Genomic DNA, 24,348 nt, shown 5'->3' on the forward strand with positions numbered 1-24,348 from the left:
AGATGAATATAAATGATGTTGGACAATTCGTAAGTCGTAGGTCTGGCGTGTCAGGCTCCTTGCCTTGCAGGCGATGCTGATTCGCCGAAAACGGAGAGTTCCAGCAGCTCCGCAATATCTCTGGCTAACACCCGTCCCTCGACCTCCTTCATTTTCGTACCGTCCTCCAGCATGGTCAGGCAATACGGGCAAGCGCTGCTGATAACGGTCGGCTGTACCTCCAGCGCCTGCTCCGTCCGGGCCAGATTGATCCGCTTTCCGCTGCTTTCCTCCATCCACATCATTCCGCCACCGGCCCCGCAGCACATCGCGTTCTCCCGCGCACGCTCCATTTCCACAAGCTCCACGCCGGGGATCGCCTTCAACACATCCCGGGGCTGGTCGTAAACCTCGTTGTACCGCCCCAAATAGCAGGAATCATGATAGGTGATCACTTCCTTCACTTCATGTTTTGGCGCCAGTCTGCCTTCCCGGATCAACCGGTCCAGCAGCTGCGAATGATGCAGTACCTCCACCCCCTCCATCCCGAATTCCGGATACTCGTTTTTGAACGTATTGAACGTGTGCGGGCAGGCCGTAACGATTTTGCGGACCCTATACTTTTGGAAAAGAGCGATATTCTCCTGGCAAAGCTGCTGGAACAGCAGCTCGTTGCCCATCCGGCGCGGCGTGTCGCCCGAATTTTTCTCCTCATTGCCGAGAATCGCAAAGCTTATGCCGGATTGTTTGAGTAGCCGGACGAACGCGCGGGAGACTTTGCGGCTGCGGAGATCGTAGGAGCCCATCGATCCGACGAAGAACAATACCTCGAAATCCGGATTTTCTTTCACCGTCGGTACGGAGATGCCCTCCACCTCGCCGGTCCACTCCGCCCGATCATTCCGGCTGATGCCCCACGGATTGCCCTGGCGCTCGATATTGGTGAGCGCACGCTGTCCTTCCTGCGGCACGCTACCTTGCATCAGGACGAGATGGCGGCGGAGATCGATGATCTTGTCGACATGTTCGTTGCCCACCGGGCACTGGTCTTCGCAATTCCGACAGGTCGTGCAGGACCAGATTTCCTCCCCGGTCATGACATCTCCAATCAGTTCCATTGCGGTCGGGTCGGTACCCTGTTCCCGTTCTTTCCACGTCTTCTTTTGCCAATCCAGGGTTGGCGTGATGTTCGTTATTCCCGCGGAATCGTTCCAGGCCACTTCGTTGTCTTCCCCCGTCACCCCGTGCGTGACCGGGCCGGAGGCCGAACCGAACGCAAATTCCGGTGCCCATGGAGATTTCCCTGTAATAACAGTGCCTTTCTCCGTCAGATGATCCCGAAGCTTGGTGATCAAATGCATCGGAGACAGACTTTTTCCGGTGTTGGAGGCGGGGCAAACATTGGTACAGCGCCCGCATTCCACGCAGGCATAAAAGTCCAGCATTTGCTTTTGGCTGAAATCCTCGATTTTTCCGGCCCCGAAGCTTTCGGCTTCTTCGTCTTCCAGATCGAGCGATTTCAATCGGCCGACCGGTTCTCTGCGCCGCAGCCAAATGTTAAGAGGAGCCGTAATGAGATGAAAGTGCTTGGATTGAGGTACATACACGAGAAAAGAGAGCAGAATCAGCAGATGCAGCCACCAGAACACATAAAATGTTATTTTCGCTCCGATGGCGGGAAGGCCGTCAAAGACTGCGGCGATTAGTGAGGAAATCGGGGCAAGCGCCGATGATTCAAGACCGAGCCATAAACGCTCGAATCCCAGCGACAGCAGCACCGAAAGCATAAGCGAATATATGAAGAACACGACGAGGCTGGGCTTCCACCCTTTTTTCAGCCGGGGAAGCTTCTCCCCGTAACGACGATAAGCTGCATACCCCATGGCAATGAGGATCAGCAGAACCGTCACTTCCTGCAGCAATCCGAACACTTCATAGGCTGGGAAGGGAAGATGACCGCCTTCCGACAACCCTTTGACTATCAGATCCACGGCACCGAACTGCAAAATAATAAATCCGTAAAAAACGGCGACGTGCATGACTCCGCTTTTTTTGTCCTTCAGCAGCTTCTTCTGTCCAAACACCTGGGCCATGAACTCGCCCCATCCGCCTTTCGGCCGCCAGGAGAAATCCGCCTTCCGACCGAGCTTTACATACAAAAACCGGTGATAGACAGCCCTGTAGAACAAATAAATCCCGTATCCCGTCACTGCCAAAAACAGACCCAAATGAAGCAACTGCCACACCATCTCTGCTCCCACCCTTTCTACCGGATTGATTGAATCAGATCAGGCCAAGCCTGGGTAAGCGTTTACATTATGAGATTTTAAAAATGCGCCTCTATTGACAAAGCGCTTTCACTATCCTAAGATTAATAAAAAATGAATGAGTATTCATTCAGTTGTTTTAAATTTTAGCATTGAGGTGTCGTTATGACAAGTAGGAAACAGGAAAAATTTGAGATGATTTTGGATGCCGCAGAAAAAGTCATCGCCGAAAACGGGTTTCACGGTTCCCAGGTGTCCAAAATCGCCAAGGAGGCTGGGGTCGCCGACGGTACGATTTATTTATACTTTAAGAAAAAGGAAGATATCCTGATCTCTTTATTCGAAGATCGGCTGGGCAAGCTGGTCGCCCTGTTCAATGCGAGCATGCTTGAATCAGGCACCGCTGCCGAAGCGCTGTACAAAGTGTGCGAGATTCATTTCACCCAGCTCGAACAAAATGTGAATTTGGCTTATGTAACGCAAATCGAACTGCGCCAGAGTTCCCTTGAATTACGCAAAGCGATCGGATTGTCGGTAAAGCCCTATATCCAGTTGATCGAGCATATTTTAAAAAGGGGGATCGAAGAACAATCCTTTCGCTCCGATCTGGATACGAAGCTGACGCGCCAGCTTATTTTCGGAGCCATGGACGAAGTGGTCACTTCGTGGCTGATCTCAGGGCGGAAATACTCCTTGTCTGCCCAGGTTGACAGGACGGTTGATTTTTTCTTGCGCGGTTTGAAATAAGAGGTTGGCTCAAAAAAGTGGATTTTGAGAGAGGAGACGTACCTGATGAACATTTACGTAATCCTGAAACAAACCTTTGATACGGAGGAAAAAATACTCATTCATGACGGTGAGATTAGCGATGACGGCGTGAAATATATCATCAATCCCTATGACGAATACGCCGTTGAGGAAGCCTTACGGCTTAAGGAGCAGCACGGAGGGAATGTGAAGCTCGTCTCCGTAGGCCCCGAGCGTACCGCCGAAGCGTTGCGGACCGCGCTGGCGATGGGCGCCGACGAGGCCGTGCTCATCTCGGACGACGAGATCGGGACCGATGAATCCGGGATCGCCGCCCTGCTTGCCGCCTATTTCAAGGGGCAAACGTACGACCTGATCCTCGGCGGCTACTTTTCGGTCGATAACGGAGCGGGACAGGTAGCGGTCCGACTGGCACAACTGCTGGAGATACCTCACACCTCGGCCATTGTAAAGCTGGAGATTAACGGCGATGTCCGGGCTCTGGCGATCCGCGACGCCGAAGGGGACACCGAAACGATTGAAATTTCTCTCCCGGCCCTCTTCACCGCACAGCAAGGCCTCAACGATCCGCGCTACCCTTCCCTGCCCGGAATTATGAAGGCAAAGAAGAAGCCGTTCCAGCAGCTTGGGCTAGATGATCTCGGACTTAGCGAAGCCGAAATCGCCCCAAAAAGCCAGCGCACCAACCTTTTCAATCCGCCGGCCCGTAAAGCCGGGGTGGTTCTGCAAGGCGTACTGTCCGAACAGGCTGCAGAGCTTGTCCGGTTATTGAAGACCGAAGCGAAGGTGCTTTAAATCCAATCGCCTATATTACAAGGAGGGATATTCTATGGGTAAAACGTATGCTGTCGTAGCCGAATCCCGTGACGGTAAATTGCGGCAGGTTTCTTTGGAAGTGCTTCAAGCAGCGGCTATGGCAAAAGAAAACGACGATCAAGTGACCGCCGTGCTGCTCGGATACGAGCTTTCCGGACCGGCTAAAGAACTGGCCGGCCGCTTTCAGGGCCAGGTGCTTGTGATCGACCACCCGGATTTAAAAACATACCTCGCGGAAGCGTATATCGCCGCACTTTCACAAGCCCTTGACACCATTCATCCCGATATCGTCGTATTCGGCCATACGGCGGTTGGACGGGATCTCGCTCCTCACATCGCTTCCCGTTTGCAGGCCGGTCAAATTTCCGACGTGACGGCGATCGAGAAAACCGGCGGCGAAGTCCTTTATACCCGCCCTGTCTATGCGGGTAAAGCTTTTGAAACCAAACGGCTTATCGGCGGGAACGGAGTCATTACCCTTCGTCCAAACAATATTCACCCTGCAGAGCCGGTTCCTACGCCCGCCGAAATCATAGCTATTGACTATAAGCCGCAGCCGTCTTTGCGCTCGCTCGTTAAAGAAGTCGTTCGCAAAGCAACCGGCAAAATTGATTTGACCGAGGCACGGGTTGTCGTCTCCGGCGGCCGCGGAGTCAAAAGTCCCGAAGGCTTTAAACCTCTGGAAGAACTGGCCGAAGTGCTGCAAGGCGCTGTCGGCGCCTCCCGCGGCGCATGCGATGCGGGCTACTGCGATTATGCCCTCCAAATCGGGCAAACCGGCAAGGTCGTGACGCCCGAAGTTTATATCGCTTGCGGTATTAGCGGGGCCATTCAGCATCTCGCCGGAATGAGCCAATCCCGGGTCATCATCGCCATTAACAAGGATCCCGAGGCTCCGATTTTCAAAGTGGCCGACTACGGGATCGTCGGCGATTTGTTTGAAGTCGTTCCCCTCTTGACGCAGGAATTCAAGCAAATGCTGGTTTGATCTTATTCACTTCTTGAAACCGTCATCCCACTCATAAACCTGGTCAGCCAGGTTTTCTTTTTTTTCCGGGTGCGGTAGGTCATTCTCTGCACTCTGCATTCATTCCGGATCTGGCGGATATAACTGCAAGGGTTGTGAAATGTTTTCAGTTCCAATTCCTTTCTGTACAGCTCCTCGTAGTTCATTTTAAAACCTCTCCCCTTCCTTCTTCACCGATTGCCGATGTCATCTTGCTCTCATTATCTGCTTTAAAATCAGGAAGAAAAAGTGTACACTATGGAAAATGCATTTCCCCTTTTCTGAATAATCGCTTTCTTTGGGGAGCCACTTGTCTTGGGAGGTGTTTTCTATGCTCACAGCAGAGCGTTATATCACCCTTTTGAACCATTATGCCGGGCCGGTAACGGGTGAACAGGAAGAATATGAAGTGGCGCTCGAAGATTTAACGGCGTTGTTTCACTGTACGGAACGGAATGTCAAACTGATCGTCCGCAAGCTTCAGGAAGAGGAATTAATCAGCTGGATTCCCGGCCGGGGCCGGGGAAACCGTTCTCGCATTCAATTTCTCGTCAAACGCGAGTTTTTTCTGCTGGAGTTTGCCAAGCGGCTGGCGCAAAAAGGGGAATACCGCTACGCTTTTGAGTTCCTGCATCAGTATGAAGAAGACAAATTGATTCTCGAGCAGTTCATCAAATGGTTGAACAACCAATTCGGGATGGAGAAATTGAGCGATGACTTCCAGGGCAGGGACGTGTTCCGCCTCCCGGTTTACAAGGCTCCGCTTTCGCTGGATCCTGCAAAGCTGTACTATGGGTTTGACTCCCATCTGGTCCGGCAGTTGTTTGACCGCCTCGTCCAATATGATTCGGAACAGGAAGCCATAGTGCCATTGATCGCCCACCATTGGGAAAGCAATGAAACCGGAACGGAATGGACTTTCTTTTTACGCAAAGGGATCCGTTTTCACCATGGTAAATTATTGACCGCAGAGGACGTCGTTTTTACTTTGGAGCGCCTTTGCGCAGGCACGATGAACGCCTGGCTGCTGTCTACGATGGAGCGGGCGGAAGCGTTGGACGCAAGAACGGTGAAAATTCGGCTGAGGCAGCCCAATTGGCTGTTCCCCCGCCTGATGTGTTCCTCCTGCGCCTCCATCCTTCCCTCCGATCTCGGCGGCCTGGATGAATCCAACTATTGGACGCTCCCCAGCGGCACCGGTCCCTTCCGAATGGCGACATGGAACAGCAACCGGTTGGAACTGACGGTAAATGACGAATATTTTCTGGGCAGACCTTATCTGGATGGGGTTAAGCTGATTTTCTTACCAGATAACATCCCGAATATATCCAAATTGAAATGGGAGCAGCTTATCGCCAATGATTCTCGTATTCCCGCCAAAGCCGGTGAGGATTGGCAGCGCATCGAAACGCTAAGCAAAGGCTGCAGCCTGATGACGTGGAACCGTAACAAAAAAGGGCCTCAGCAATCCTTATCCTTCCGCCAAGCCGTGAATCTCATCATCGACCGGATCGGGTTGATCCAGCATTCAAGCAAATCCGGTTATCCCGCCCGAAGTTTCATGCCTCATGAAGGAAGCGAGTTGGGCATAAACTGGTATGACCTCGATGCTGCCAAGCAACTGCTAGAGCAATCGGGATATGACGGTTCCCCTTTCCTGCTTGTGGCCAGGGACACGGACGCCGATGAAGCCGAATGGATTCAGAAGCAATGCGCGAAAATCGGAATTACGATGCATTTGCGTTATGAAGAAAGATTCGCGTTTACCCGGGTGGAAACGATTCAGGAAGCGGACGCGATGCTGACCTGCCTCGTATTTGCGGATGATGAGGTTTGTGAACTGGAGAATTATCTTCAAGCGAACAGCTCGATCTATCAGCACTTGGATCCGGGACTCAGAAAGTGGATCTTCCAGCTTACGGATCAAATTCTCGCCACTAAGCCAAAAGAAAAACGGCGTGCGTTATTGCGGCAAATTGAATACCGACTCCAGGACGAAGCCCAGGTGCTATTCCTGATTCACCAAAAATTAAGCACCTATGTTCATCCTTCTGTGCGCGGCCTGGTCATCAACAATTTGGGCTGGATGGATTTTAAGGATATTTGGCTTACTTCGGCAGACGATCGCCAATTGGAGAGTCCGGTGCTGAAAATGGAAAAAAGCGTTTGACAGGTTTACTGTCAAACGCTTTTTTATAAATGCCGAAACTTATTTAAAAACCTTGAGACGGGTATCAATCGGCGCGAATTCTTTTTCGCCCGGTTCTGCGGCAATTCCGCCGAACGGCAATTGCGCGATCAACTTCCAGCTTGCAGGCAAGTTCCATTCTTTGGCCACTTGTTCGTCGACAAGAGGATTATAGTGTTGAAGCGATGCACCCACTCCTTCATTCGCCAGTGCAGTCCAAACGACGAATTGCAGCATTCCGGAGGATTGGTTGGACCAAACCGGGAAGTTGTCGGCATACAAGGCAAACTGCTTTTGCAGTCCTTCTACAACCGCTTGATCTTCAAAAAACAATACCGTACCGCGGCCGCTGCGGAAAGCTCCCATTTTTTCTTCGGTGGAAGCAAAGCCTTCAGCCGGAACGATTTTACGCAATGTTTCCTTGGTCAAGTCCCAGAACTTGTCGTGCTGTTCCCCAAACAATACTACTACTCTTGCGCTTTGCGAGTTAAATGAAGATGGAGTATAAAGTACGGCTTCCTTTACGATTTCCTCGATCCGGGACTCCGATACCGGAATTTCTTTGTTGATTCCATATACGCTGCGTCTTGTTTTGATTTCATTTAAAAATTGACTCATGTTAATAACCTCTCCTTATCCAATTTAAGAATATTGTACCCTGGTCGCCGAAATTCCAACCGGATGGACTGAACAAATCAACTTGCTTACATTTATTCAGTGACTATGGATAGTATATTACATGAAAATATTTTTGTTTGCAAGATCTTCTTTAAAAATATTTTGAGCATATTCTTTTCTGTTAAGTCTGGGTTATAATGGAAACAAACTGGCTCGGGAGGTGACTTTCGTGGCAAGAACGAAAATTTTCATCAGCTCCGTCAACGAGGACGGGCTAAAGCCGCTTCGACGAAGTGTATACCGGGAGCTCGAATCCTTGGGACATAAACCTGTGATGTGGGAGGAAAACCTCGGTCCCTGGCCCGCTCATGTCGATCCTGTGGTTCGTTGCCTGGAAGCCGTGGAGCAATGCGATATTTATCTGCTATTCATCGGGGGCAAAGCCGGTACATATCATGATAAAGCGTCAAGAACGATAACTCACATGGAATTCATCAAGGCGCACGAAGAGGAAAAAACGATTCTCGTGTTTGGCGATATAGAGATCAAGGCGGCATTTTTCGGAACGGTCAGGCCGCTCCTTGAACAGTTCATCGATGGTTACATATCCAAAGAAGACCGTTTTCCGTCCCCGGCTCATATGATGGAAATGTTAAGGAACGACGACCGGGTGCCAAAAGGCGTCGAGCCGTATGTCTGGTTCCTTCTGTATGACATGATGTTGCGTAAAGTGTACATCGATGACCTGTCGATCGGGGTAATGATTAATTGGAAGACTTATTTCAGCGACCTGCTTCGCCGGGGTTCCCTGCTGCTTCCGTTGGAAGAATCCATTGAGCAAAATGCCGAACGGCTTGACCAGTTTGACGAAGCCTTCGAGCTTTTGACCGGCCTCCTGCCCCAATTGCAAATTACCGGTTTTCGCCAGGCGGATAAATTTCTGGAACTGATGATAAGCCGGCTGCCCGGCGGCATGATCGAACAGCAATACGGACAATATATGAGCGAATCCGTTGGGCAATATGGGGATTGTTGCGCGGCCACGTTGTACGAACTGCGGGATAACGGCCTGAATTTCGTGGCAAAAGCGGGTCGGGCGACCTCGGTACCGATCTTTTCGCTGGATGATAAGAGCTCTTACGCCGTACTTACCCTCGAATTGGGGGACCCCGGGGAGCAGGTATTTTTTAAAGAAGCCAAAAGCATGATCTATCACTGCATCCGGTCCGGCAATTATGTCATCACTTTACACTACCCGGCCGACCCCGACTGGAATTATAAGAAATTCATCCACTACAAAGAGAGTATCAATCATGCTATAATGAGTAAAAATCCGCTCATCATCGAATTTATCAAATTATGCTTGGGGGGAATGCGCCCATGAGTTCCGGAGTCTTCGTATCCAAAAACGGACGGGTAAGCAAAGCTGTCGGAAGCCAGCCTAAAGAAGCGTTACTGTTTGCTCCGCTGTCCAAAAATTCCTCGCAAATCTTGCGCGAGCAGCGTACGGCAATGAAACGCAACAACAAGCAAATCAAAGACCGATTTGCCCAGGCCACCAAACGGGCATAAATAAAAACCGCTCTACCGGTTTCTTTAACCGAATAGAGCGGTTTTTTTGTGTGTTGGAATTAAGCCATTAGGCCATCAATTTCAAACCGATGGCGGCGGACAGAACCCTCGCGATGAAGATGATCCGCCTGAAATTTTTGTTAGCTGACCAACTTCAAGCCGACAGCCGATCCAAGCACCATGGCAATAAATAAAATTCTCGGCACATTTTTGGGTTCGCCGTAAAAGATCATTCCGAGAATAGCTCCTCCGGATGCTCCAATTCCTGTCCATACGGCATACGCAGTTCCCATAGGCAGGGTTCTCATGGCCAAGGACAAGAACAAAAAGCTTAATCCAAAGCCAGCAATCAACAAGAGGAAGGATGCCGCGTTACGGTCCTTGTTCACCTTATTGATCGTCAAGACTCCAAACATTTCACATACCCCCGCTAAAACAAGAAATACCCAATCCATAGGTTACGCTGCCTCCTTTTTCTTTTCATTGCTTACCATTTTTAGCCCAATAACACCCAATAGCAGCACTGCAATGAATATGATCTTTTCAATCTTAACGGGAGAATCGAATAAAATAATTTCAGCCAATACAGTGCCTGCCGTACCCAAACCTACGAAAACAGCGTACACGGTGCCCACCGGAAGGAATCTGGATGCCCTGATCATCAAGGTAAAACTTACAATGATGGCAATCACCGTACCTCCCCATTCTAAAAATCCGCCGGCATGTTTTAATCCGATAACCCAAGCCACCTCAAATACCGCAGCTATAACTACGGACAACCACGTTTTGTTCATTGCTCTCATCCTCCTCTTTGGAATTACGCCACATGAAGTTTTGATCTATTGTGGCGGAAATATACAAAAGCCCGGGAAACAAACTGTTTATCACAGTTTATCTCCCAGGCTTTTATCCCTCCGTGTTCGCAGAGTATGCTCTGCGCGTCCCCTCTCGGACCATGACCGGCAAGAAACGCCGCGGAACCCTAGGGGACAAAGTGACACTTATGATACACGATGTTGAAGTTCGGGTCAAGGGTTATCGAGAAATCTTTGAACCAGTCTCCGATGGATATAACTAGGGCCTGACTTGTGTCGGGAAATGGTTTGATCTAACATAGACAACAGAGGAATCGGTGTCTAAATCCAGATAAACTATTGTGAAAGGATGAGAAAAACATGGGCAGTAAGCTGTTTTCTCCGTATACCATAAAAGAGGTAACCCTCAAGAATAGGATCGTCATGGCTCCAATGTGCATGTATTCCGCCCCGAATGAGGATGGAAAAATCGGGGACTGGCACCGGATTCACTATGCTACCCGGGCCGTTGGCGGCGTAGGATTAATCATCGTGGAAGCGACGGCCGTCCTGCCGGAAGGCCGGATCTCTTATCGCGACCTCGGGATCTGGAGCGATGAGCATATCGCCGGGTTGAAAGAAATTACGGATCTCATTCACCAGCAAGGTGCCAAGGCAGCCATTCAGTTAGCCCACGCGGGACGGAAAGCCGAACTGAACGAGGACATTTTTGCCCCTTCCGCCCTTCCCTTCCCCGGGATGAAAACGCCGTTGGAAGCCAATGAGGATGTTCTTCGCCGCGTTGTCGAGGCTTTCTCGCAATCGGCTCGCCGGGCGAAGGAAGCCGGATTTGATATCATCGAGCTCCACGGTGCCCATGGCTATCTGATCAATCAGTTCCTTTCCCCGCTAGCCAATCATCGGCAGGATGCCTACGGCGGTACCGCCGAAAATCGTTATCGGCTGCTGGGAGAAATCATCGATGCCGTTAAAACCGAATGGGACGGGCCGATCTTCGTCCGGGTCTCCGCGAACGAATACGATGAGAACGGGAATTCCCTGGAGCAGTATATTAAATACGCCCGCAACATGAAGGCTCAAGGCGTGGACCTGATCGATTGCAGCTCCGGCGGCGTAATTCCGGCCAAAATCGATATTTACCCGGGCTATCAAGTCAATCTGTCCGAAGTAATCCGGCGGGAAGCCGGAATTGCAACCGGCGCTGTCGGTCTCATTACAAGTGCTGTACAAGCCGAAGAAATCCTTGGCAATGAACGCGCCGATCTCGTATTTCTCGGACGGGAGCTGCTTCGCAATCCGTACTGGGCTCTTAACGCCGCCAAAGAGCTTGGTTCCGAGATCGACCGCCCCCAACAGTATGGAAGAGCCTAAGACATACCCGAATTTACAGGAACTTGTGTAAGGAGTTGGCAACTGGAAGATGACAGATCAGAAGAATCAACCTAGCCCGCGTTCGGCTTATGCGCGGGTGCTTATCATGACCGCGGTCGACGCGGAGCGGGAGGCCGTGCTTCGCGGCCTGGGCCGGGCGGCGTCAATGGCTGGCGCGGTTAAAGCGCCGGCCATTGACGTGCGGCTGGCCGGGGTCGGGCCGGCGCTCGCCGCGGCGTCCACGGCGAGCGAGCTGGCCGGCGGCGCGTACGACCTCGTCGTGAGCGCCGGCATCGGCGGCGGCTTCGAAGGCCGCGCACCGGTCGGCTCGCTCGTGGTGGCGAGCGAGATCGTCGCGGCCGATCTCGGCGCGGAGACGCCGGACGGCTTCGCCAGCGTGGACGAGCTCGGCTTCGGCTCGGCCGCCGTGCCGGTCGCCGGCCGCCTGGCCTCCGGCTGGACGGCGGCGCTTCAGGCAGCCGGGCTTACGGCCTGCCACGGGCCGGTACTGACGCTGTCCACCGTCACGGGCACGGCGGCTACGGCCGAACTGCTGGCCGAGCGTATACCTGGCGCGGCCGCCGAAGCGATGGAAGGCTTCGGCGTGGCCGCGGCTGCACACCGGCTGGGAATCCCCGTGTTGGAAATCCGCGCGATTTCCAACAAGATCGGTCCCCGCCAGCGCGAACTGTGGAAAATCGGCGAAGCCTTGCAAGCCTTGGAAAAGGCCTGCTCATTACTACCGGAGGTGCTGCAATCATGAATATCGCTTTTTCGCCTTGTCCCAACGATACATTTGTATTTCATGCCCTGGTGCATGGTTTTATCCCCGGTGCACCGGACTTTGACGTCACTTATGCGGATATTGACATTACGAACGGCCTCGCGGCCGGCGGCAACGGTCCCGATATCCTGAAAATCTCATACGCCGCCCTCCCTTGGGTGCTGGACGAATACGCCCTGCTGCCCTGTGGCGGAGCGCTTGGGCGCGGCTGCGGCCCGCTCGTCCTGACGGCGGACGGCCAGCACAGCCCGGCGGACCTGGCGGGCCGTCGTGTCGCCGTGCCGAGTGAGCGCTCAACCGCCTACCTGCTGTTCCGGCTATGGGCCGCGCAAAACGTGCCGGGCGGCATCGGCAAGATCGTCGTCCTGCCGTTCGACGAGATCATGCCTGCGGTGCAAAACGGCACGATCGATGCCGGGCTCGTCATTCATGAAGCCCGGTTCACGTATCAAACCTATGGGCTCCACATGCTCGCCGATCTCGGCAACTGGTGGGAATCCGACACCGGGCTTCCCATCCCGCTTGGGGCCATCATCGCCCGCCGGTCGTTGGACCTGGAAGCCATCTCCGGCTGGATTCGTGCATCCGTGGAATATGCCTGGGCACATCCGGAGGCTTCCGCCGATTACGTTCTTGAGCATGCCCAAGAGATGTCCCCGGACGTCACCAAGGCTCACATCAACCTTTATGTCAACGACTACACGGCCAATCTCGGCGACGACGGCTTTGCGGCTGTCACGGCCCTGCTTGACCGGGCCGCCCGCGAAGGCCTTGTCCCCCAAGTGGACCTGTCATTATTGAAGAAGTAACAACAAAACAGCCTGGGGCGAGATGCTGACGTCCCAGGCTGTTTTCATCAATTTTACGGATCTGAATGTACTGAGTTTCCGGGGTTTCCGGGGTTTCCGGGGTTTCCGGGGTTTCCGGGGTTTCCGGGGTTTCCGGGGTTTCCGGGGTTTCCGGGGTTTCCGGATCTCTAACGGACACAGGAGACGTTATCGGCCCTGTAATCCTGCTTTTTTTGCGCTAACGGACACAGCGGCCCTTAAATGACCTACTGTAGGTCAAAAATCGATAAAACCACTCGATTAACGGCTCTGGTGTCCGTTAGATTCTAAAATACGCGAATTCTCGGACTTTAACGTCCCTCATGTCCGTTAGATTTCCTAATACGGGTTTCTCTCAAGTTTATCTCCGCGTGCGCACGGTTCATGGCGCATCACTTTCAGTGAACCGGCTTACCTTACCCGGTCTCCAACCCCGTTTGCTGTCAACGCGCTTAAGCTTCGCCCCCGAACCGCTGGCGGTATCCGCATTTTCGGCATAATTCTTCAACCGCGACGCGACGCGAAAATCCATCATACAGCCGGTTCGCCCGTTCGCCCTCAACAATTTCCGAAAACGGGGTCTTGTAGACGTTGCCCAAGTTGATGACGCCTTCGCCATCCAGGCAACAGGGAATGACCGTGCCGTCGACAAGTATTCCGGCCTGATTGCGAAGCGCATGGCAGAATCCCCGGCCATCGTCTTCCTTGGCTTTTAAATCGGGCCAGTCGAACTCATGATCTTGATTCAGGTATATGCGGTCGGCCAATTTAATGCCGGTGCCCGGCTGAACTTTTTCCTCGATCCGGTAATCCAGTCCGAATTCCTTCTCGATCAGTTCCAGCGTGGACCGATTGCGGCTGCGTTCCAAATTGGTTTCATTGTCCTTCGTCAGATTCCAGAGCCGAAACGACACGATCAGATCGGAGACCGCAGTCGCCTCTCTTACGAAAGACAAAACGTTCGTAATGTATCCTTCCCGGTCCGTCGATCCCTCATGACCATCGAAACTGTGCAGGGAAAAGTTCATCTGCCGCAGCGCCGGTTTGCCCAGAAGCTTGGGTGCATTTTTACGGATTAAGGTGCCGTTGGTCGTAATATTGACTTTAAAGCCCTTCTCATGGCTGATGTCCAGCAGTTGATCGATTTTGGGATGCAGCAGCGGCTCCCCTTTAACGTGAAAATAAATATAATCGGTGTGCGGCTTGATCTCGTCAAGGATTTTGACAAAGTCATCGATTCCGATAAATTGGGCCTGCCGGTGAGTCGGCGGACAAAAACTGCAGGCCAGATTACAAATGCTGGTTGTTTCGATATAAAACTTTTTGAACTTTTTCATGATGGCCTTTAACCTGCTTCTCTCCGGTATTTGTATGATTTCTGTCACATTAAAATATATTCTATCTCAATTTGGCCGAAGTCCCAACTGTAAATTTCCTAAGCACGGTCTCTCGCCAGTCCCTTAATCGAAAAACTGCATATGCGGCTTGTCCGTTTTATAATACTCCATTCTGTCCGCCAAAGTTCCCGTATGGAATTCAAACATATGCCCATCGGGATCCAAAAAATAGACCGAACGATGATCCCGCTCATCCCGTGCGCGTCCCGGTAATACCTCGGCTCCCGCTTGCTCCAGCTTGTCCATCCAATTATTCCAATCTCCCTCCTCAATCGTAAAAGCGATATGCGTATATGTACGAGTATACCGACTACGATCCGCTTCTTCCTGGTTCAAGGCAAGCCAAAGCCCGTTCAGATCAAAATATGCCAAAGATCTTCCGGTAACCAGTAATTTGGCGTCAAACGCCTTTTGGTAAAAATCAACCGATTTTGCCAAATCGGATACCGAAAAACATAAGTGATTAATTCCTTGAAGCTTCATCTCTTATTTCTCCTCCGTTCCAAGAATCCTGACCAGCGGAGCCGGATAGCCCGGCCCCGCTCGCTAAATCCCATTTGGTCAACCTTTGCGATGCAAGGCAAGGCGAAAGGATGGATTACGCAATATTCGATAATACGTTCAACTCTACATTTTCTATAATTATCGGAGTCCCTGCAAGTATAATATCCGAGCCTAGATCGAGCGTCAAAGCAGCCTTTTGAATGGAGTACAATCTGCCTTCTTGCAATACACCATTCAGATACAAGTTGGAATAGCTATTTAAGGATAACCCTTCGAAAAGTTCAACGGGCTCTCCCAGGTCGTTCGTGAACTGTATCGCCTCAATAACAGTCAATTCCGTCAGATTGGCATCGGGAAAATAAAAATACCTGTATACGGTCGGCACAATCGTAATGTCAGCCGTGCCCGGTGGACCTTGGGGGCCTTCCGGTCCCTGCAATCCCTGTACACCTTGAGGGCCCTGCTCCCCTTGGGGTCCTTGAAGGCCCCGTGCTCCCTGAGGTCCTTCCGGACCTTGCAACCCCTGTTCTCCTTGAGGCCCTTGCGATCCTTGTGCTCCAGTATCCCCTCGAGGCCCTGCCGGTCCCATCACTCCTTGCGCTCCTTGAGGACCTCTAGCCCCTTCCGCTCCCGGTGGTCCCGGGATGCCTGACGAGCCCTGAGCCCCTTGCGGTCCCGGTGGGCCCGCGATTCCCGGCATCCTGTGAAATCCTTGGTGTCCTTGCGGCCCTGGAGCACCCGGGACCCCTTGTAATCCCTGGATTCCGGGATCGCCTTGCTGTCCTTGTGTTCCCTGCTGACCCGGCATCCCCTGCAATCCCTGCAATCCCTGCGGGCCATGCGCTCCCTGCAACCCTTGCTGACCAGGCACCCCTTGAAATCCTTGAGGCCCAAGCTCGCCAGGAATACCCTGCTGCCCGTCGCTTCCTTTCGGGCCCTGCATTCCTGGCAATCCAACGATTCCTTGGCCACCCCGGCTGCCTTCCGGTCCCGGTAGCCCCGGAATGCCCGTTGCATCAGTCGGGTTCCTGCGTTTCTTTAATCCCCGCGCGCCAGTCCGGCCTGCGGGTTTTTTGGGACAGCATAAGGAATGACGACCCCTTTTTTTACGAGGTTTTCGCCGTGGACTTCGGCGCAAGCAGGGGTTCAATCGTTTTCGGGATTTTCGCTTTCTGCCTTTTAGCACTTTTACACCTCCAATCGCCACCATCGTCTCCAATATCATATGTCAGTCAAACGGCTATGAAACAAAGGAACCGCCTTATTTCCGGAACAAAGTCTCCAATAGGGAAGAAACGCCGTTTCAACCGAAGAAAATAATCATTATATGTTATAGAATCGAGAATTGCCTCGATATCCTGATGCAGGAGGTGAAATAAACATGCCAGTTATAAAACCCGTTTTTACTGCCGTTTCCACGGCCCCGGTAGCTACCGGCGGTGTGATCACGACGGCCATTACGCCTACTACTTCCCGTTATTTTGTAACGCTCACGGCAGGTATGATCGGAGCCACTGAAACGACGATTCCCGCCGCAAGTTTTGTAGATGATGCTGACGGACCGGTAGCAGCCCTGCCGGCCCTGGCCACAAGCGATTATTTTAATGTCTATATTAACGGAGTTCTTCAACAAGCATCCCTCTCGACGCTGACTACCGCAAGCCTGGTGCTGGATACCGTTGATTTGACTGCTGGAGTACCGATTCAATTGGAAGTCGCTAGCTTCTCCACGGTCGCCTCGGATATAACGACCCAGCCTACTATATCCGCACCTACGATCACGATCATTACTTGATTATCTACAATAAACCCGGCCCATAGGCCGGGTGTTTTTTACATATCCAATTGACCTGAATCCGCCATACCTCCTTGCCATGCGTTGCATAGTATAGAACAAATATGAAGAAAAGGTGATGCTATTGGTCAGTTTTCGAAAAGCTTATTTGCTAAAAGAGCGTTACTCTGCTCGTATGCTGAAGCAGCGAGGTGTTCATGGCGTCGGTGTAGGCTTCAAAGAACCTGCCAGTCCCCGTAAAGGGGCGGCGATTATTGTATATGCCGATACCGTATCTGCGGCAGCCGCCAAAAACAAGAGAGGCAAAACCAAAGCTCGACCCGTGTCCGTTCCGCCAAAACTGAAGTCCGAGGTTCCGATCCGCATTGTACGCTCCTCCAGATTTCACAAAAACGGTTCATCTTCCTCCCGCTTTCAGAAACGCATCAGGCCCGTCATTGCCGGATATAGCGTAGGCACGCCGGATGTCTCCGGAACCGCCGGGCTGATTATTAGTGATAAATGCAAGCCCCATAGCCGCTATATCTTGAGCAATAATCACGTCTTGGTCAATGAAAATTCCAACCGGAAATCAGAGACACTGCAACCTGGCGGAGCCGACGGAGGAACGGTTCGACGGGACAAAATCGGCTTCATGGACCGCTTCGTCAAGCTGCGCAAGAAGGGTCCGAATTTCCTCGATGCAGCAACATCGAAACCGCTCCGTCGCAACCTGTTATCACCCGAGTATGCCGTGTTTGGAACCGTCCCCGGCTTTATCCGCACTTACAAGATCGGCGACCGGTTTAAAAAGGTAGGCCGTACAACCGGAGTCGTAACGGGTACCGTGGAATCGATTCACACCGATGTCCAGGTCAACTACGGCGATTACGGAAATCTCGGTACGATCACTTTCAAAGACCAGAGCGTCATCCGTGGTAAGCGCCCCATATCCTTAAGCGGGGATTCCGGTTCCGTCTGGCTGACCAAACGAGGCAACCTGGCCGCGGCGGTCAACTTTGCCGGATCGGACGAAGGGCATCTCTCCATCGCTTATCCGGTCGACTGGTTCATGAAAGTGTTCGGTACCCGTGTCGCCCGCAGCTGCAAGCGGACGATCACGACTCCCGGCAGGGGAAGCAGACATAATTACATGTGCGTACGGCCGCTTGATTCCAAGATGGGAAAAAAACTACGGCCCCAAAAATGTCGTTCCAAAGGTAATCACTAAATAAAAAAGAGGAAAGCTTCCGCATCAGAATGGCCGTAGCCAAAAGGCCATCTGCGAAATGCTTTCCTCTTATTATTTCAATCGTCGAGATCCGTGCTTATTCCATGAAATCCTTCAAGCGTTTGCTGCGGCTAGGATGTCTCAACTTCCGCAGCGCTTTGGCTTCGATCTGCCGGATGCGTTCCCGGGTTACGCCGAATTCCTTGCCCACTTCTTCCAAAGTCCGGGTCCGTCCATCATCCATGCCGAAGCGCAGGCGGAGCACGTTTTCTTCCCGTTCGGTGAGCGTATCCAGCACTTCCTCCAGTTGCTCCTTCAGCAGCTCGTATGCAGCCGCCTCCGCAGGAGCCGGTGCATCATGGTCTTCGATGAAATCACCCAGATTCGAATCGTTCTCTTCGCCGATCGGCGTCTCCAGGGACACCGGTTCTTGAGCGATTTTCATAATTTCGCGTACTTTTTCCGGGGTAAGATCCATTTCCTTGGCGATCTCTTCCGGCGTCGGCTCCCGGCCGATCTCCTGAAGCAGCTGTCTGGAAACCCGGATCAGCTTATTTATCGTCTCCACCATGTGAACGGGAATCCGGATCGTTCTCGCCTGATCCGCAATGGCTCTCGTTATGGCTTGGCGAATCCACCATGTCGCATAAGTACTGAATTTAAATCCTTTGGAATAATCAAATTTCTCCACCGCTTTGATCAGGCCCATATTTCCTTCCTGAATCAAGTCGAGGAATACCATACCGCGTCCTACATAACGGCGGGCGATGCTTACAACAAGGCGCAGATTCGCTTCGGCCAGACGGCGCTTGGCTTCCTCATCCCCTTGTTCAATGCGTTGCGCCAGCTTGATTTCTTCATCGGCGGACAAGAGCGGCACCCGCCCGATTTCTTTTAAATACATGCGAACCGGATCATCAATTTTAACGCCTGGCGGCAGCGTCAGGTCATCTGTAAAATCAAGTTCATTGCCCTTTGTCAAATCCTCTGTCATGGCTCAGACCCCCACCCTAATAAATGGAAAACAATAACATGATTTTTCTCTAACAACGGTATACTCTATTTGACAAATTAGTGCTATTATGCTATTATATAAGCAATATTGAATTGATTAGCCCATTGATTTGACTATCCGTCATTTTAACATGTTTTTTATGTTTTTACAAGATCATTTTTTCTAATGGAAATGAACGCTGGTCCATCCGGATCAGCGTTTTTGTTGTTTTCCTTTATTATCGGTATCGGCGGATCTAATCCTGCTTTTCACTCCGCTTTTCCCAAACCTGCTGCAATGCGTTGCGGAATGCTTCAAGAGGTTGAGCCCCGGAAATGGCATACTTCTCATCCAATACGAAGAAGGGTACCCCACGGATTCCAATTTCACCGGCCATCCGTTCATCGCTTCGAACATCATCGGAATACGACGCGGATGCCAGCATTTTTCCGGCTTCCTCCCCGTTCAGTCCGATGCCCTGCGCCAGAAAAACAAGGGTATCCAGGTCCCCGATGTTCAACGAATCGGTAAAATAAGCTTTAAACAGCCGCTCTGATATCTCCTTCATTTTCCCCTGCTCTCCAGCATAGTGGGTCAAGCGATGAGCATCAAACGTATTTGTCGGGATCATCGTATCGAACCGGTAAACGAGACCCTCATCGGCAGCTTGCTCCGCTACCCGGTCATTTGCGGCCTTTGCCTCTTCCAAGGACATGCCGTACTTTGCAGCCAAAATTTCCTGCATGCTGGATCCGGTTTCTTTCGGCGCGTTAGGGTCCAGTTCAAAGCTGCGGAAAATTACTTCAACCTCATCTTTATGAGGAAACTGCTCCAACGCTTTTTCGAATCTTCTTTTTCCGATATAACAAAATGGACAACCGTAATCCGACCAGATTTCTACCTTCATGATGCCATTTCCTCCAATTCACAATCGTTTAGCTTATTCAGCGGATCAGACCCAGTTCCTTCGCCTGTTCTTCCGTTAGAATAAATTGCTCACTATCCCAGATCTCATCGGTATCCGAAATGCCGAACATGATCATAATTTTTGTCCAGATGCCTTTTTCCACAGCTTCACTCTGCGTAATTATGATTTTCATGATCGATCTTCCTCCTTTAATCCGTTCACTCTTTACCTTATTTCCTGTTTAACCGGATACCCGGAATTTGAAGCTAAAGAAGGTCTACGTTATAAAAAGGACAAATATTCCAATGAAGTATACCGAACTTGCGTCACTTCCTCCTGAAGTACATTATTTAACATACCTTGGTTAAAAATTCAAATTTGAACGACAAGTTAATCCTAAAGACCTATGACGATTCGTGATAATTATGACGAATATAAAAACATACCCCTTTCTATGGTCGCAAAGCATCCTCGATTTTCAGGGATTTCGGCCCAAGGTAAGGAAACTCCGTTTTTAATTCTGCGTGGGAGGTAAGGCCTGGAATTGTCATTGCAATCTACCCTACATTGCTTTTTTGTCGTTCGCCGCTCCTATTTTCCGCCAAGAACTTACTAACTTATTCCATAAAGGAGTGTACTTCTTCGTGAAAACAGACACCTTCCCCCGCAGATTGGCCTTGCTTATCGCTTGCATTTTAGTGTTTACTATGTTCGGATACCATGTCCAAACCGCCCAGGCCGAAGATAATCCGGTCCCGAGAGCAAAAACAACCTGGCTGTGGCATACACAACTGATCAAAACTTCATCCGCCGAAATTCTTGATTTTTCCGAATCGCAACATGTCGGAATCATCTATCTTCAAATCAGTTCGAAAGTTGACCTTGCCTCTTATAAAAACTTCATCCGTCAGGCCCATGCCAAACAGATCGAAGTTCATGCCCTGAACGGCGCTCCGGATTGGGCATTATCCACCAGTCGGCCGAAACTGGATTCATTCATGAAATGGATTGTTGACTATCAGAAGACCGCCGCTCCGGAAGAGATGCTGGCAGGAATTCATGTCGATATTGAGCCCTATCTCCTTCCTGAATGGAAAGCCGATTGGGCAGGGCTCGTCACGCAGTGGCAAGAAAATGTAGACGCGCTCGTTCAACAAGCGGAAGCCGCAAAATTGCCGATTTCAGCCGCATTGCCTTTCTGGCTCGACAACTACAAAGTGCCGGGAAGCGACCAAACCTTAAGCTCCTGGATGATCTCCAGATTCGAATCGGTTACGCTTATGTCCTACCGCGATCAAGCCAAAGCCATCTATGACACGGCCAAGAATGAACTCTTAGAAGGTGAACGGTTAAACAAAAACGTGTACACGGGCGTTGAAACGAAACCCTCTTCCGAAGGCAACTTTATTACATTCTACGAAGAAGGTAATGCTGTATTGAACGAACAACTATTGCAGTTGGAACAACTCGCCTCTGCCCACGCTTCCTTTGAAGGGATTGCCGTACATGACTTAGTAGGCTGGATGGATCTCGTCAAACGGGACGAGTCCCCGGCACAATAAATAACAAAGAACCCGGTTCGTTTAACCGCCTGTCGGCGTTGATGGACCGGGTTTTTCTATTATGACTTACGCTTGATCGAAGTGAAATTTGTACCAAGCAAACTTCCAATCACTCAAAAAGGTAGCGTTTTCAATCGATTCCGCCCGATTTCCAAGACTTTACGGCTCGTACCAGATCGACCGCATTTTGCCTTATGGTCTCGTATCTTCCTTCTCTCACGAGGGCCGAATGGACCAAATACCCTCCAGTGCCGACAGCCGTTGCTCCCGCTTCCATGAATCCGTGAATATTGTCAAGCCTTACGCCGCCTGTCGCGATCATGGGGATATGATTCAGCGAAGCCCGGATCTCCTTCAAATAGCCAACCCCAAGCGTAGCCATCGGAAACACCTTCACCGCCGTTGCCCCAGCCTTCCAGGCTCTTACGATTTCCGTCGGCGTCATGGCTCCCGGAAAAACGCCGATGTCGTTACTCCGCGCAAAGTCCACTACCCTCTCGTCCAGATTCGGCGAGACCAAATATTCCGCTCCGGCCCGGACGGCTTCTTTGGCCTCTTCCAGATCCAACACCGTGCCTGCCCCGATCTTCATCCGTTCGCCGAATTTTTCCCTCCAGCCGGAAATCATATCGATCGCACCTTCGGTATTCATGGTTACTTCCGTAAATACGATACCGCCGCAACACAGCGCTTCAGCTATGTTGCACGCTTTTTCTTTCGGTACACCACGCAAAATGGCGACGATCTTTTCTTCCTTTAGCCGTTCCAATAATGCTGTTGTCATACCGTTCCTCCTTAGTATGTACTTCTTTTCACTTACATTCTAACTCATAAACATATGACTTGTAGAGCCCAAAAAGTTATAATGATTTATAACGCATAAATTTCCAAAGGAGTGACATTTATGAAGTTTACATTTTTGGGACATTCATCAGTATTTATCGATACCGGCGAGTACAAACTGATCGTCGATCCATTCCTGACGGGCAACCCGGCGGCAGCGGCCCGGGCCGATGAAATCCAGGCGGATTACGTACTGCTGACCCATGGGCATTCCGATCATATCGGTGACGCGGAGAATATCGCCAGGGCAACCGGAGCCACGATCGTCGGGATCGTTGAACTGGCGGATTTTTTTAATGCAAAGGGGTTGAAAACCGTCGGCATGAATCTGGGCGGATCTTTTGAGTTTCCTTTCGGAAAATTAACCTTTACCCCCGCCCTGCACAGTTCTTCCGTTCAAGTTGACGGAACAAATGTCTATCTCGGCGTAGCGGCAGGAATTTTACTGGATCTGGACGGCTTCATCATTTACCACGCCGGAGATACCGCCTTGTTCAGCGATTTGAAGCTGATCGGGGATCGCCGTGACATCGATCTCGCCTTTTTGCCGATCGGCGATTATTTTACCATGGGGCCTGAAGATGCGCTCATCGCAGCCCAATGGCTTCATCCCAAGCATATCGTCCCGGTTCACTACAATACGTTTGGCCTCATCGCCCAAGACGGAAACCATTTTGTCGAGGAATTGAAAAAGAGAGAGATTCACGGGCATGCACTGAAACCGGGGGAGAGTTTGGAAACTTCTCAATTGGACAAGTAAACATGCAATAAACGCAAAACTCCACAGTCTTTCGGCATAAAGATCTGTGGAGTCTACGTTTACCCATTTAATTAATGTAATTAATCATTCAATCCGTTAATTCTTTTCCTTTCGTCTCGGTCCCGAGCAGGAATACGGCTAATGCGCCAATCAGGATCGTGACGAAGAAAATCCAGAAAATCGATCCGATCGAGAATTGCCGGGCAACCAGCATGCCTACGAGATACGGCCCGATAATGCCCCCCACCCGGCCGAAGGAAGCGGCCATGCCTACCCCGGTAGAACGGACCCGGGTCGGGTACAGCTCCGGCGTATAGGCATACATGCCTCCCCATGCTCCCAGGTTGAAAAAGGACAGGCAAATGCCCGCTGCGATAAGCATCCCTTCGCTTGTTGCATTTCCGAACCAGGCAGCGCTCGCCGCCGTCAGCAGCAGATAGACCACCAGAACGAATTTGCGGCCGAATTTCTCGATAAAATAAGCGGCCGTGAAATAACCCGGCAGTTGGGCAAGCGTCATGATCAGCACATATTCAAAGCTTTTCACAAGACTGAAGCCTTTAAGCATCATCACATTCGGGAGCCATAGAAACATGCCGTAATACGAGAAAACCACCGTAAACCACAAGATCCACAGCATGATCGTGGAACGTCTGTGAGGGCCTGTCCAGACCGAAACGAAACGTTCCCTAACGGAAAGCCTGCGCTCCTTGACTTCCGCGAATCGCGGCGGGTCCTGAATCGATTTGCGCAGATAGAGTGCATATAACGCCGGAATGGCTCCTATAAGAAAAGCGGTTTGCCAGCCGTATTCCGGAATGACAAAATAGGCGATCAATGCGGATAAAATCCAACCGGCAGCCCAAAAGCTTTCCAGCAAGACCACCATTTTTCCACGATCTTTTGCCGCAACCGACTCCGATACCAGCGTGGACGCAACGGGCAGTTCACCCCCCAGCCCAAAGCCTGCGATAAAGCGCAACACGCATAACACGGCAAAACCGGTGGCAGCCGCAGACAATCCGCTGGCAATCGAAAAAATGAGCAGCGTCCAAAGCAGCACAGCCTTGCGGCCGTACTTATCGGCCATGATCCCGGCAATCGCCGCGCCAAAAGCCATGCCGACCGAATTGATGCTCGTAAAGAATCCGGTCTGCTGGGGCGTAAGGCTCCATTCCGCGGCCAGCGCCGCGGCGATGAACGAAATGATTCCGACATCCATTGCGTCGAACATCCAGCTTAGCCCCGCGCTCATCAGCAACTTCCGTTGCTTAGGCTTGGGAGCCGTTTCTGCAATATTCATTTGTATTCCCCCACTCATCCTTGAATCAATTTTCTATATCTTTTAGCTTGCATCTTATTTTA

At 51.3% G+C, this 24,348-nt stretch carries 24 protein-coding genes, 1 pseudogene and 1 riboswitch; of the genes and pseudogenes, 13 read left to right on the forward strand and 12 right to left on the reverse strand.

What is annotated here, in order from left to right:
* Window positions 1-50 precede the first annotated feature (50 nt).
* Window positions 51-2,228, reverse strand: coding sequence for a (Fe-S)-binding protein (locus ACLB09_RS06835; RefSeq protein ID WP_410769056.1), 2,178 nt, complete (start codon window positions 2,226-2,228; stop codon window positions 51-53).
* A 183-nt stretch (window positions 2,229-2,411) separates the two neighbouring features.
* Between ACLB09_RS06835 and ACLB09_RS06840 the strand changes: the two genes are divergently transcribed.
* The 4 genes from ACLB09_RS06840 to ACLB09_RS06855 all read left to right on the forward strand — a co-directional run bounded on the left by ACLB09_RS06840 (window position 2,412) and on the right by ACLB09_RS06855 (window position 7,006).
* Window positions 2,412-2,993, forward strand: coding sequence for a TetR/AcrR family transcriptional regulator (locus ACLB09_RS06840; protein WP_114498120.1), 582 nt, complete (start codon window positions 2,412-2,414; stop codon window positions 2,991-2,993).
* A gap of 45 nt (window positions 2,994-3,038) precedes the next feature.
* The gene (locus ACLB09_RS06845) at window positions 3,039-3,809 is read left to right on the forward strand and encodes an electron transfer flavoprotein subunit beta/FixA family protein (RefSeq protein WP_410769057.1); all 771 of its coding nucleotides are present in this window, start codon (window positions 3,039-3,041) and stop codon (window positions 3,807-3,809) included.
* 34 nt (window positions 3,810-3,843) lie between these two features.
* A complete protein-coding gene (locus tag ACLB09_RS06850; RefSeq protein WP_410769058.1) occupies window positions 3,844-4,818 on the forward strand; it encodes an electron transfer flavoprotein subunit alpha/FixB family protein in 975 nt (324 codons plus the stop codon).
* A 349-nt stretch (window positions 4,819-5,167) separates the two neighbouring features.
* Window positions 5,168-7,006, forward strand: coding sequence for an SgrR family transcriptional regulator (locus ACLB09_RS06855; protein WP_410769059.1), 1,839 nt, complete (start codon window positions 5,168-5,170; stop codon window positions 7,004-7,006).
* Window positions 7,007-7,045: 39 nt separating this feature from the next.
* Here ACLB09_RS06855 and ACLB09_RS06860 read toward each other — a convergent pair whose 3' ends face one another.
* A complete protein-coding gene (locus tag ACLB09_RS06860; protein ID WP_410769060.1) occupies window positions 7,046-7,642 on the reverse strand; it encodes a nitroreductase family protein in 597 nt (198 codons plus the stop codon).
* Window positions 7,643-7,871: 229 nt separating this feature from the next.
* On the opposite strand from ACLB09_RS06860, the gene ACLB09_RS06865 reads away from it, so the two are divergent.
* Together ACLB09_RS06865 and ACLB09_RS06870 are read left to right on the forward strand one after the other, a co-directional pair.
* Window positions 7,872-9,026 (forward strand): DUF4062 domain-containing protein, encoded by a 1,155-nt coding sequence (locus tag ACLB09_RS06865; protein ID WP_410769061.1) that lies wholly within the window; start codon window positions 7,872-7,874, stop codon window positions 9,024-9,026.
* The gene (locus ACLB09_RS06870) at window positions 9,023-9,214 is read left to right on the forward strand and encodes a hypothetical protein (RefSeq protein WP_114498127.1); all 192 of its coding nucleotides are present in this window, start codon (window positions 9,023-9,025) and stop codon (window positions 9,212-9,214) included. Before ACLB09_RS06865 ends, ACLB09_RS06870 begins: the two co-directional genes overlap by 4 nt.
* Before the next feature lie 140 nt (window positions 9,215-9,354).
* Here ACLB09_RS06870 and ACLB09_RS06875 read toward each other — a convergent pair whose 3' ends face one another.
* Together ACLB09_RS06875 and ACLB09_RS06880 are read right to left on the reverse strand one after the other, a co-directional pair.
* Window positions 9,355-9,669 carry a DMT family transporter gene (locus ACLB09_RS06875; protein WP_410769062.1) on the reverse strand — a complete coding sequence of 105 codons (315 nt, stop codon included), beginning with the start codon at window positions 9,667-9,669 and terminating at the stop codon, window positions 9,355-9,357.
* 3 nt (window positions 9,670-9,672) lie between these two features.
* Window positions 9,673-10,008, reverse strand: coding sequence for a DMT family transporter (locus ACLB09_RS06880; protein ID WP_410769063.1), 336 nt, complete (start codon window positions 10,006-10,008; stop codon window positions 9,673-9,675).
* Between the two features lie 99 nt (window positions 10,009-10,107).
* Window positions 10,108-10,211, reverse strand: a riboswitch (guanidine-I (ykkC/yxkD leader).
* 178 nt (window positions 10,212-10,389) lie between these two features.
* Here ACLB09_RS06880 and namA point away from each other — a divergent pair.
* From namA to ACLB09_RS06895, 3 genes are read left to right on the forward strand one after another with little or no spacing between them, the layout of a single operon-like run.
* A complete protein-coding gene (gene namA / locus ACLB09_RS06885) occupies window positions 10,390-11,400 on the forward strand; it encodes an NADPH dehydrogenase NamA (protein WP_410769064.1) in 1,011 nt (336 codons plus the stop codon).
* Window positions 11,401-11,449: 49 nt separating this feature from the next.
* Window positions 11,450-12,163, forward strand: coding sequence for a futalosine hydrolase (locus tag ACLB09_RS06890; protein ID WP_410769065.1), 714 nt, complete (start codon window positions 11,450-11,452; stop codon window positions 12,161-12,163).
* The gene (locus tag ACLB09_RS06895) at window positions 12,160-12,993 is read left to right on the forward strand and encodes a 1,4-dihydroxy-6-naphthoate synthase (RefSeq protein ID WP_410769066.1); all 834 of its coding nucleotides are present in this window, start codon (window positions 12,160-12,162) and stop codon (window positions 12,991-12,993) included. Before ACLB09_RS06890 ends, ACLB09_RS06895 begins: the two co-directional genes overlap by 4 nt.
* A gap of 470 nt (window positions 12,994-13,463) precedes the next feature.
* Here the strand turns inward: ACLB09_RS06895 and ACLB09_RS06900 are convergent, their stop codons facing one another.
* From ACLB09_RS06900 to ACLB09_RS06910, 3 genes are all read right to left on the reverse strand, one after another.
* On the reverse strand, window positions 13,464-14,348 hold the full coding sequence (locus ACLB09_RS06900; RefSeq protein WP_410769067.1) for a radical SAM/SPASM domain-containing protein: 885 nt from the start codon (window positions 14,346-14,348) through the stop codon (window positions 13,464-13,466).
* 123 nt (window positions 14,349-14,471) lie between these two features.
* On the reverse strand, window positions 14,472-14,891 hold the full coding sequence (fosB, locus tag ACLB09_RS06905) for a metallothiol transferase FosB (RefSeq protein ID WP_410769068.1): 420 nt from the start codon (window positions 14,889-14,891) through the stop codon (window positions 14,472-14,474).
* Window positions 14,892-15,006: 115 nt separating this feature from the next.
* On the reverse strand, window positions 15,007-15,855 hold the full coding sequence (locus ACLB09_RS06910; protein WP_410770045.1) for a DUF4183 domain-containing protein: 849 nt from the start codon (window positions 15,853-15,855) through the stop codon (window positions 15,007-15,009).
* Window positions 15,856-16,293: 438 nt separating this feature from the next.
* On the opposite strand from ACLB09_RS06910, the gene ACLB09_RS06915 reads away from it, so the two are divergent.
* Together ACLB09_RS06915 and ACLB09_RS06920 are read left to right on the forward strand one after the other, a co-directional pair.
* The gene (locus ACLB09_RS06915; protein ID WP_410769069.1) at window positions 16,294-16,707 is read left to right on the forward strand and encodes a DUF4183 domain-containing protein; all 414 of its coding nucleotides are present in this window, start codon (window positions 16,294-16,296) and stop codon (window positions 16,705-16,707) included.
* Between the two features lie 118 nt (window positions 16,708-16,825).
* On the forward strand, window positions 16,826-17,917 hold the full coding sequence (locus ACLB09_RS06920; RefSeq protein WP_410769070.1) for a chymotrypsin family serine protease: 1,092 nt from the start codon (window positions 16,826-16,828) through the stop codon (window positions 17,915-17,917).
* 97 nt (window positions 17,918-18,014) lie between these two features.
* On the opposite strand, the pseudogene rpoD reads toward ACLB09_RS06920, so the two are convergent.
* The 3 genes and pseudogenes from rpoD to ACLB09_RS06935 form a co-directional block, all read right to left on the reverse strand.
* Window positions 18,015-18,875 (reverse strand): annotated as a pseudogene (gene rpoD, locus ACLB09_RS06925) (RNA polymerase sigma factor RpoD); the annotation flags it as partial.
* A 292-nt stretch (window positions 18,876-19,167) separates the two neighbouring features.
* Window positions 19,168-19,818 (reverse strand): DsbA family oxidoreductase, encoded by a 651-nt coding sequence (locus tag ACLB09_RS06930; RefSeq protein WP_410769071.1) that lies wholly within the window; start codon window positions 19,816-19,818, stop codon window positions 19,168-19,170.
* A gap of 37 nt (window positions 19,819-19,855) precedes the next feature.
* On the reverse strand, window positions 19,856-20,011 hold the full coding sequence (locus ACLB09_RS06935) for a hypothetical protein (RefSeq protein ID WP_410769073.1): 156 nt from the start codon (window positions 20,009-20,011) through the stop codon (window positions 19,856-19,858).
* Between the two features lie 451 nt (window positions 20,012-20,462).
* On the opposite strand from ACLB09_RS06935, the gene ACLB09_RS06940 reads away from it, so the two are divergent.
* The gene (locus ACLB09_RS06940) at window positions 20,463-21,380 is read left to right on the forward strand and encodes a hypothetical protein (RefSeq protein ID WP_410769074.1); all 918 of its coding nucleotides are present in this window, start codon (window positions 20,463-20,465) and stop codon (window positions 21,378-21,380) included.
* 130 nt (window positions 21,381-21,510) lie between these two features.
* Here ACLB09_RS06940 and ACLB09_RS06945 read toward each other — a convergent pair whose 3' ends face one another.
* Window positions 21,511-22,164, reverse strand: coding sequence for a bifunctional 4-hydroxy-2-oxoglutarate aldolase/2-dehydro-3-deoxy-phosphogluconate aldolase (locus ACLB09_RS06945; protein ID WP_410769075.1), 654 nt, complete (start codon window positions 22,162-22,164; stop codon window positions 21,511-21,513).
* A gap of 120 nt (window positions 22,165-22,284) precedes the next feature.
* On the opposite strand from ACLB09_RS06945, the gene ACLB09_RS06950 reads away from it, so the two are divergent.
* Window positions 22,285-22,983 (forward strand): metal-dependent hydrolase, encoded by a 699-nt coding sequence (locus ACLB09_RS06950; RefSeq protein WP_410769077.1) that lies wholly within the window; start codon window positions 22,285-22,287, stop codon window positions 22,981-22,983.
* Between the two features lie 88 nt (window positions 22,984-23,071).
* On the opposite strand, the gene ACLB09_RS06955 is transcribed toward ACLB09_RS06950, so the two are convergent.
* Window positions 23,072-24,286 (reverse strand): MFS transporter, encoded by a 1,215-nt coding sequence (locus ACLB09_RS06955; RefSeq protein ID WP_410769079.1) that lies wholly within the window; start codon window positions 24,284-24,286, stop codon window positions 23,072-23,074.
* Between the last annotated feature and the right edge of the window lie 62 nt (window positions 24,287-24,348).

Origin of the sequence: Fontibacillus forbon (assembly GCF_046559655.1) — a bacterium.
Lineage (GTDB): Bacteria > Bacillota > Bacilli > Paenibacillales > Paenibacillaceae > Fontibacillus.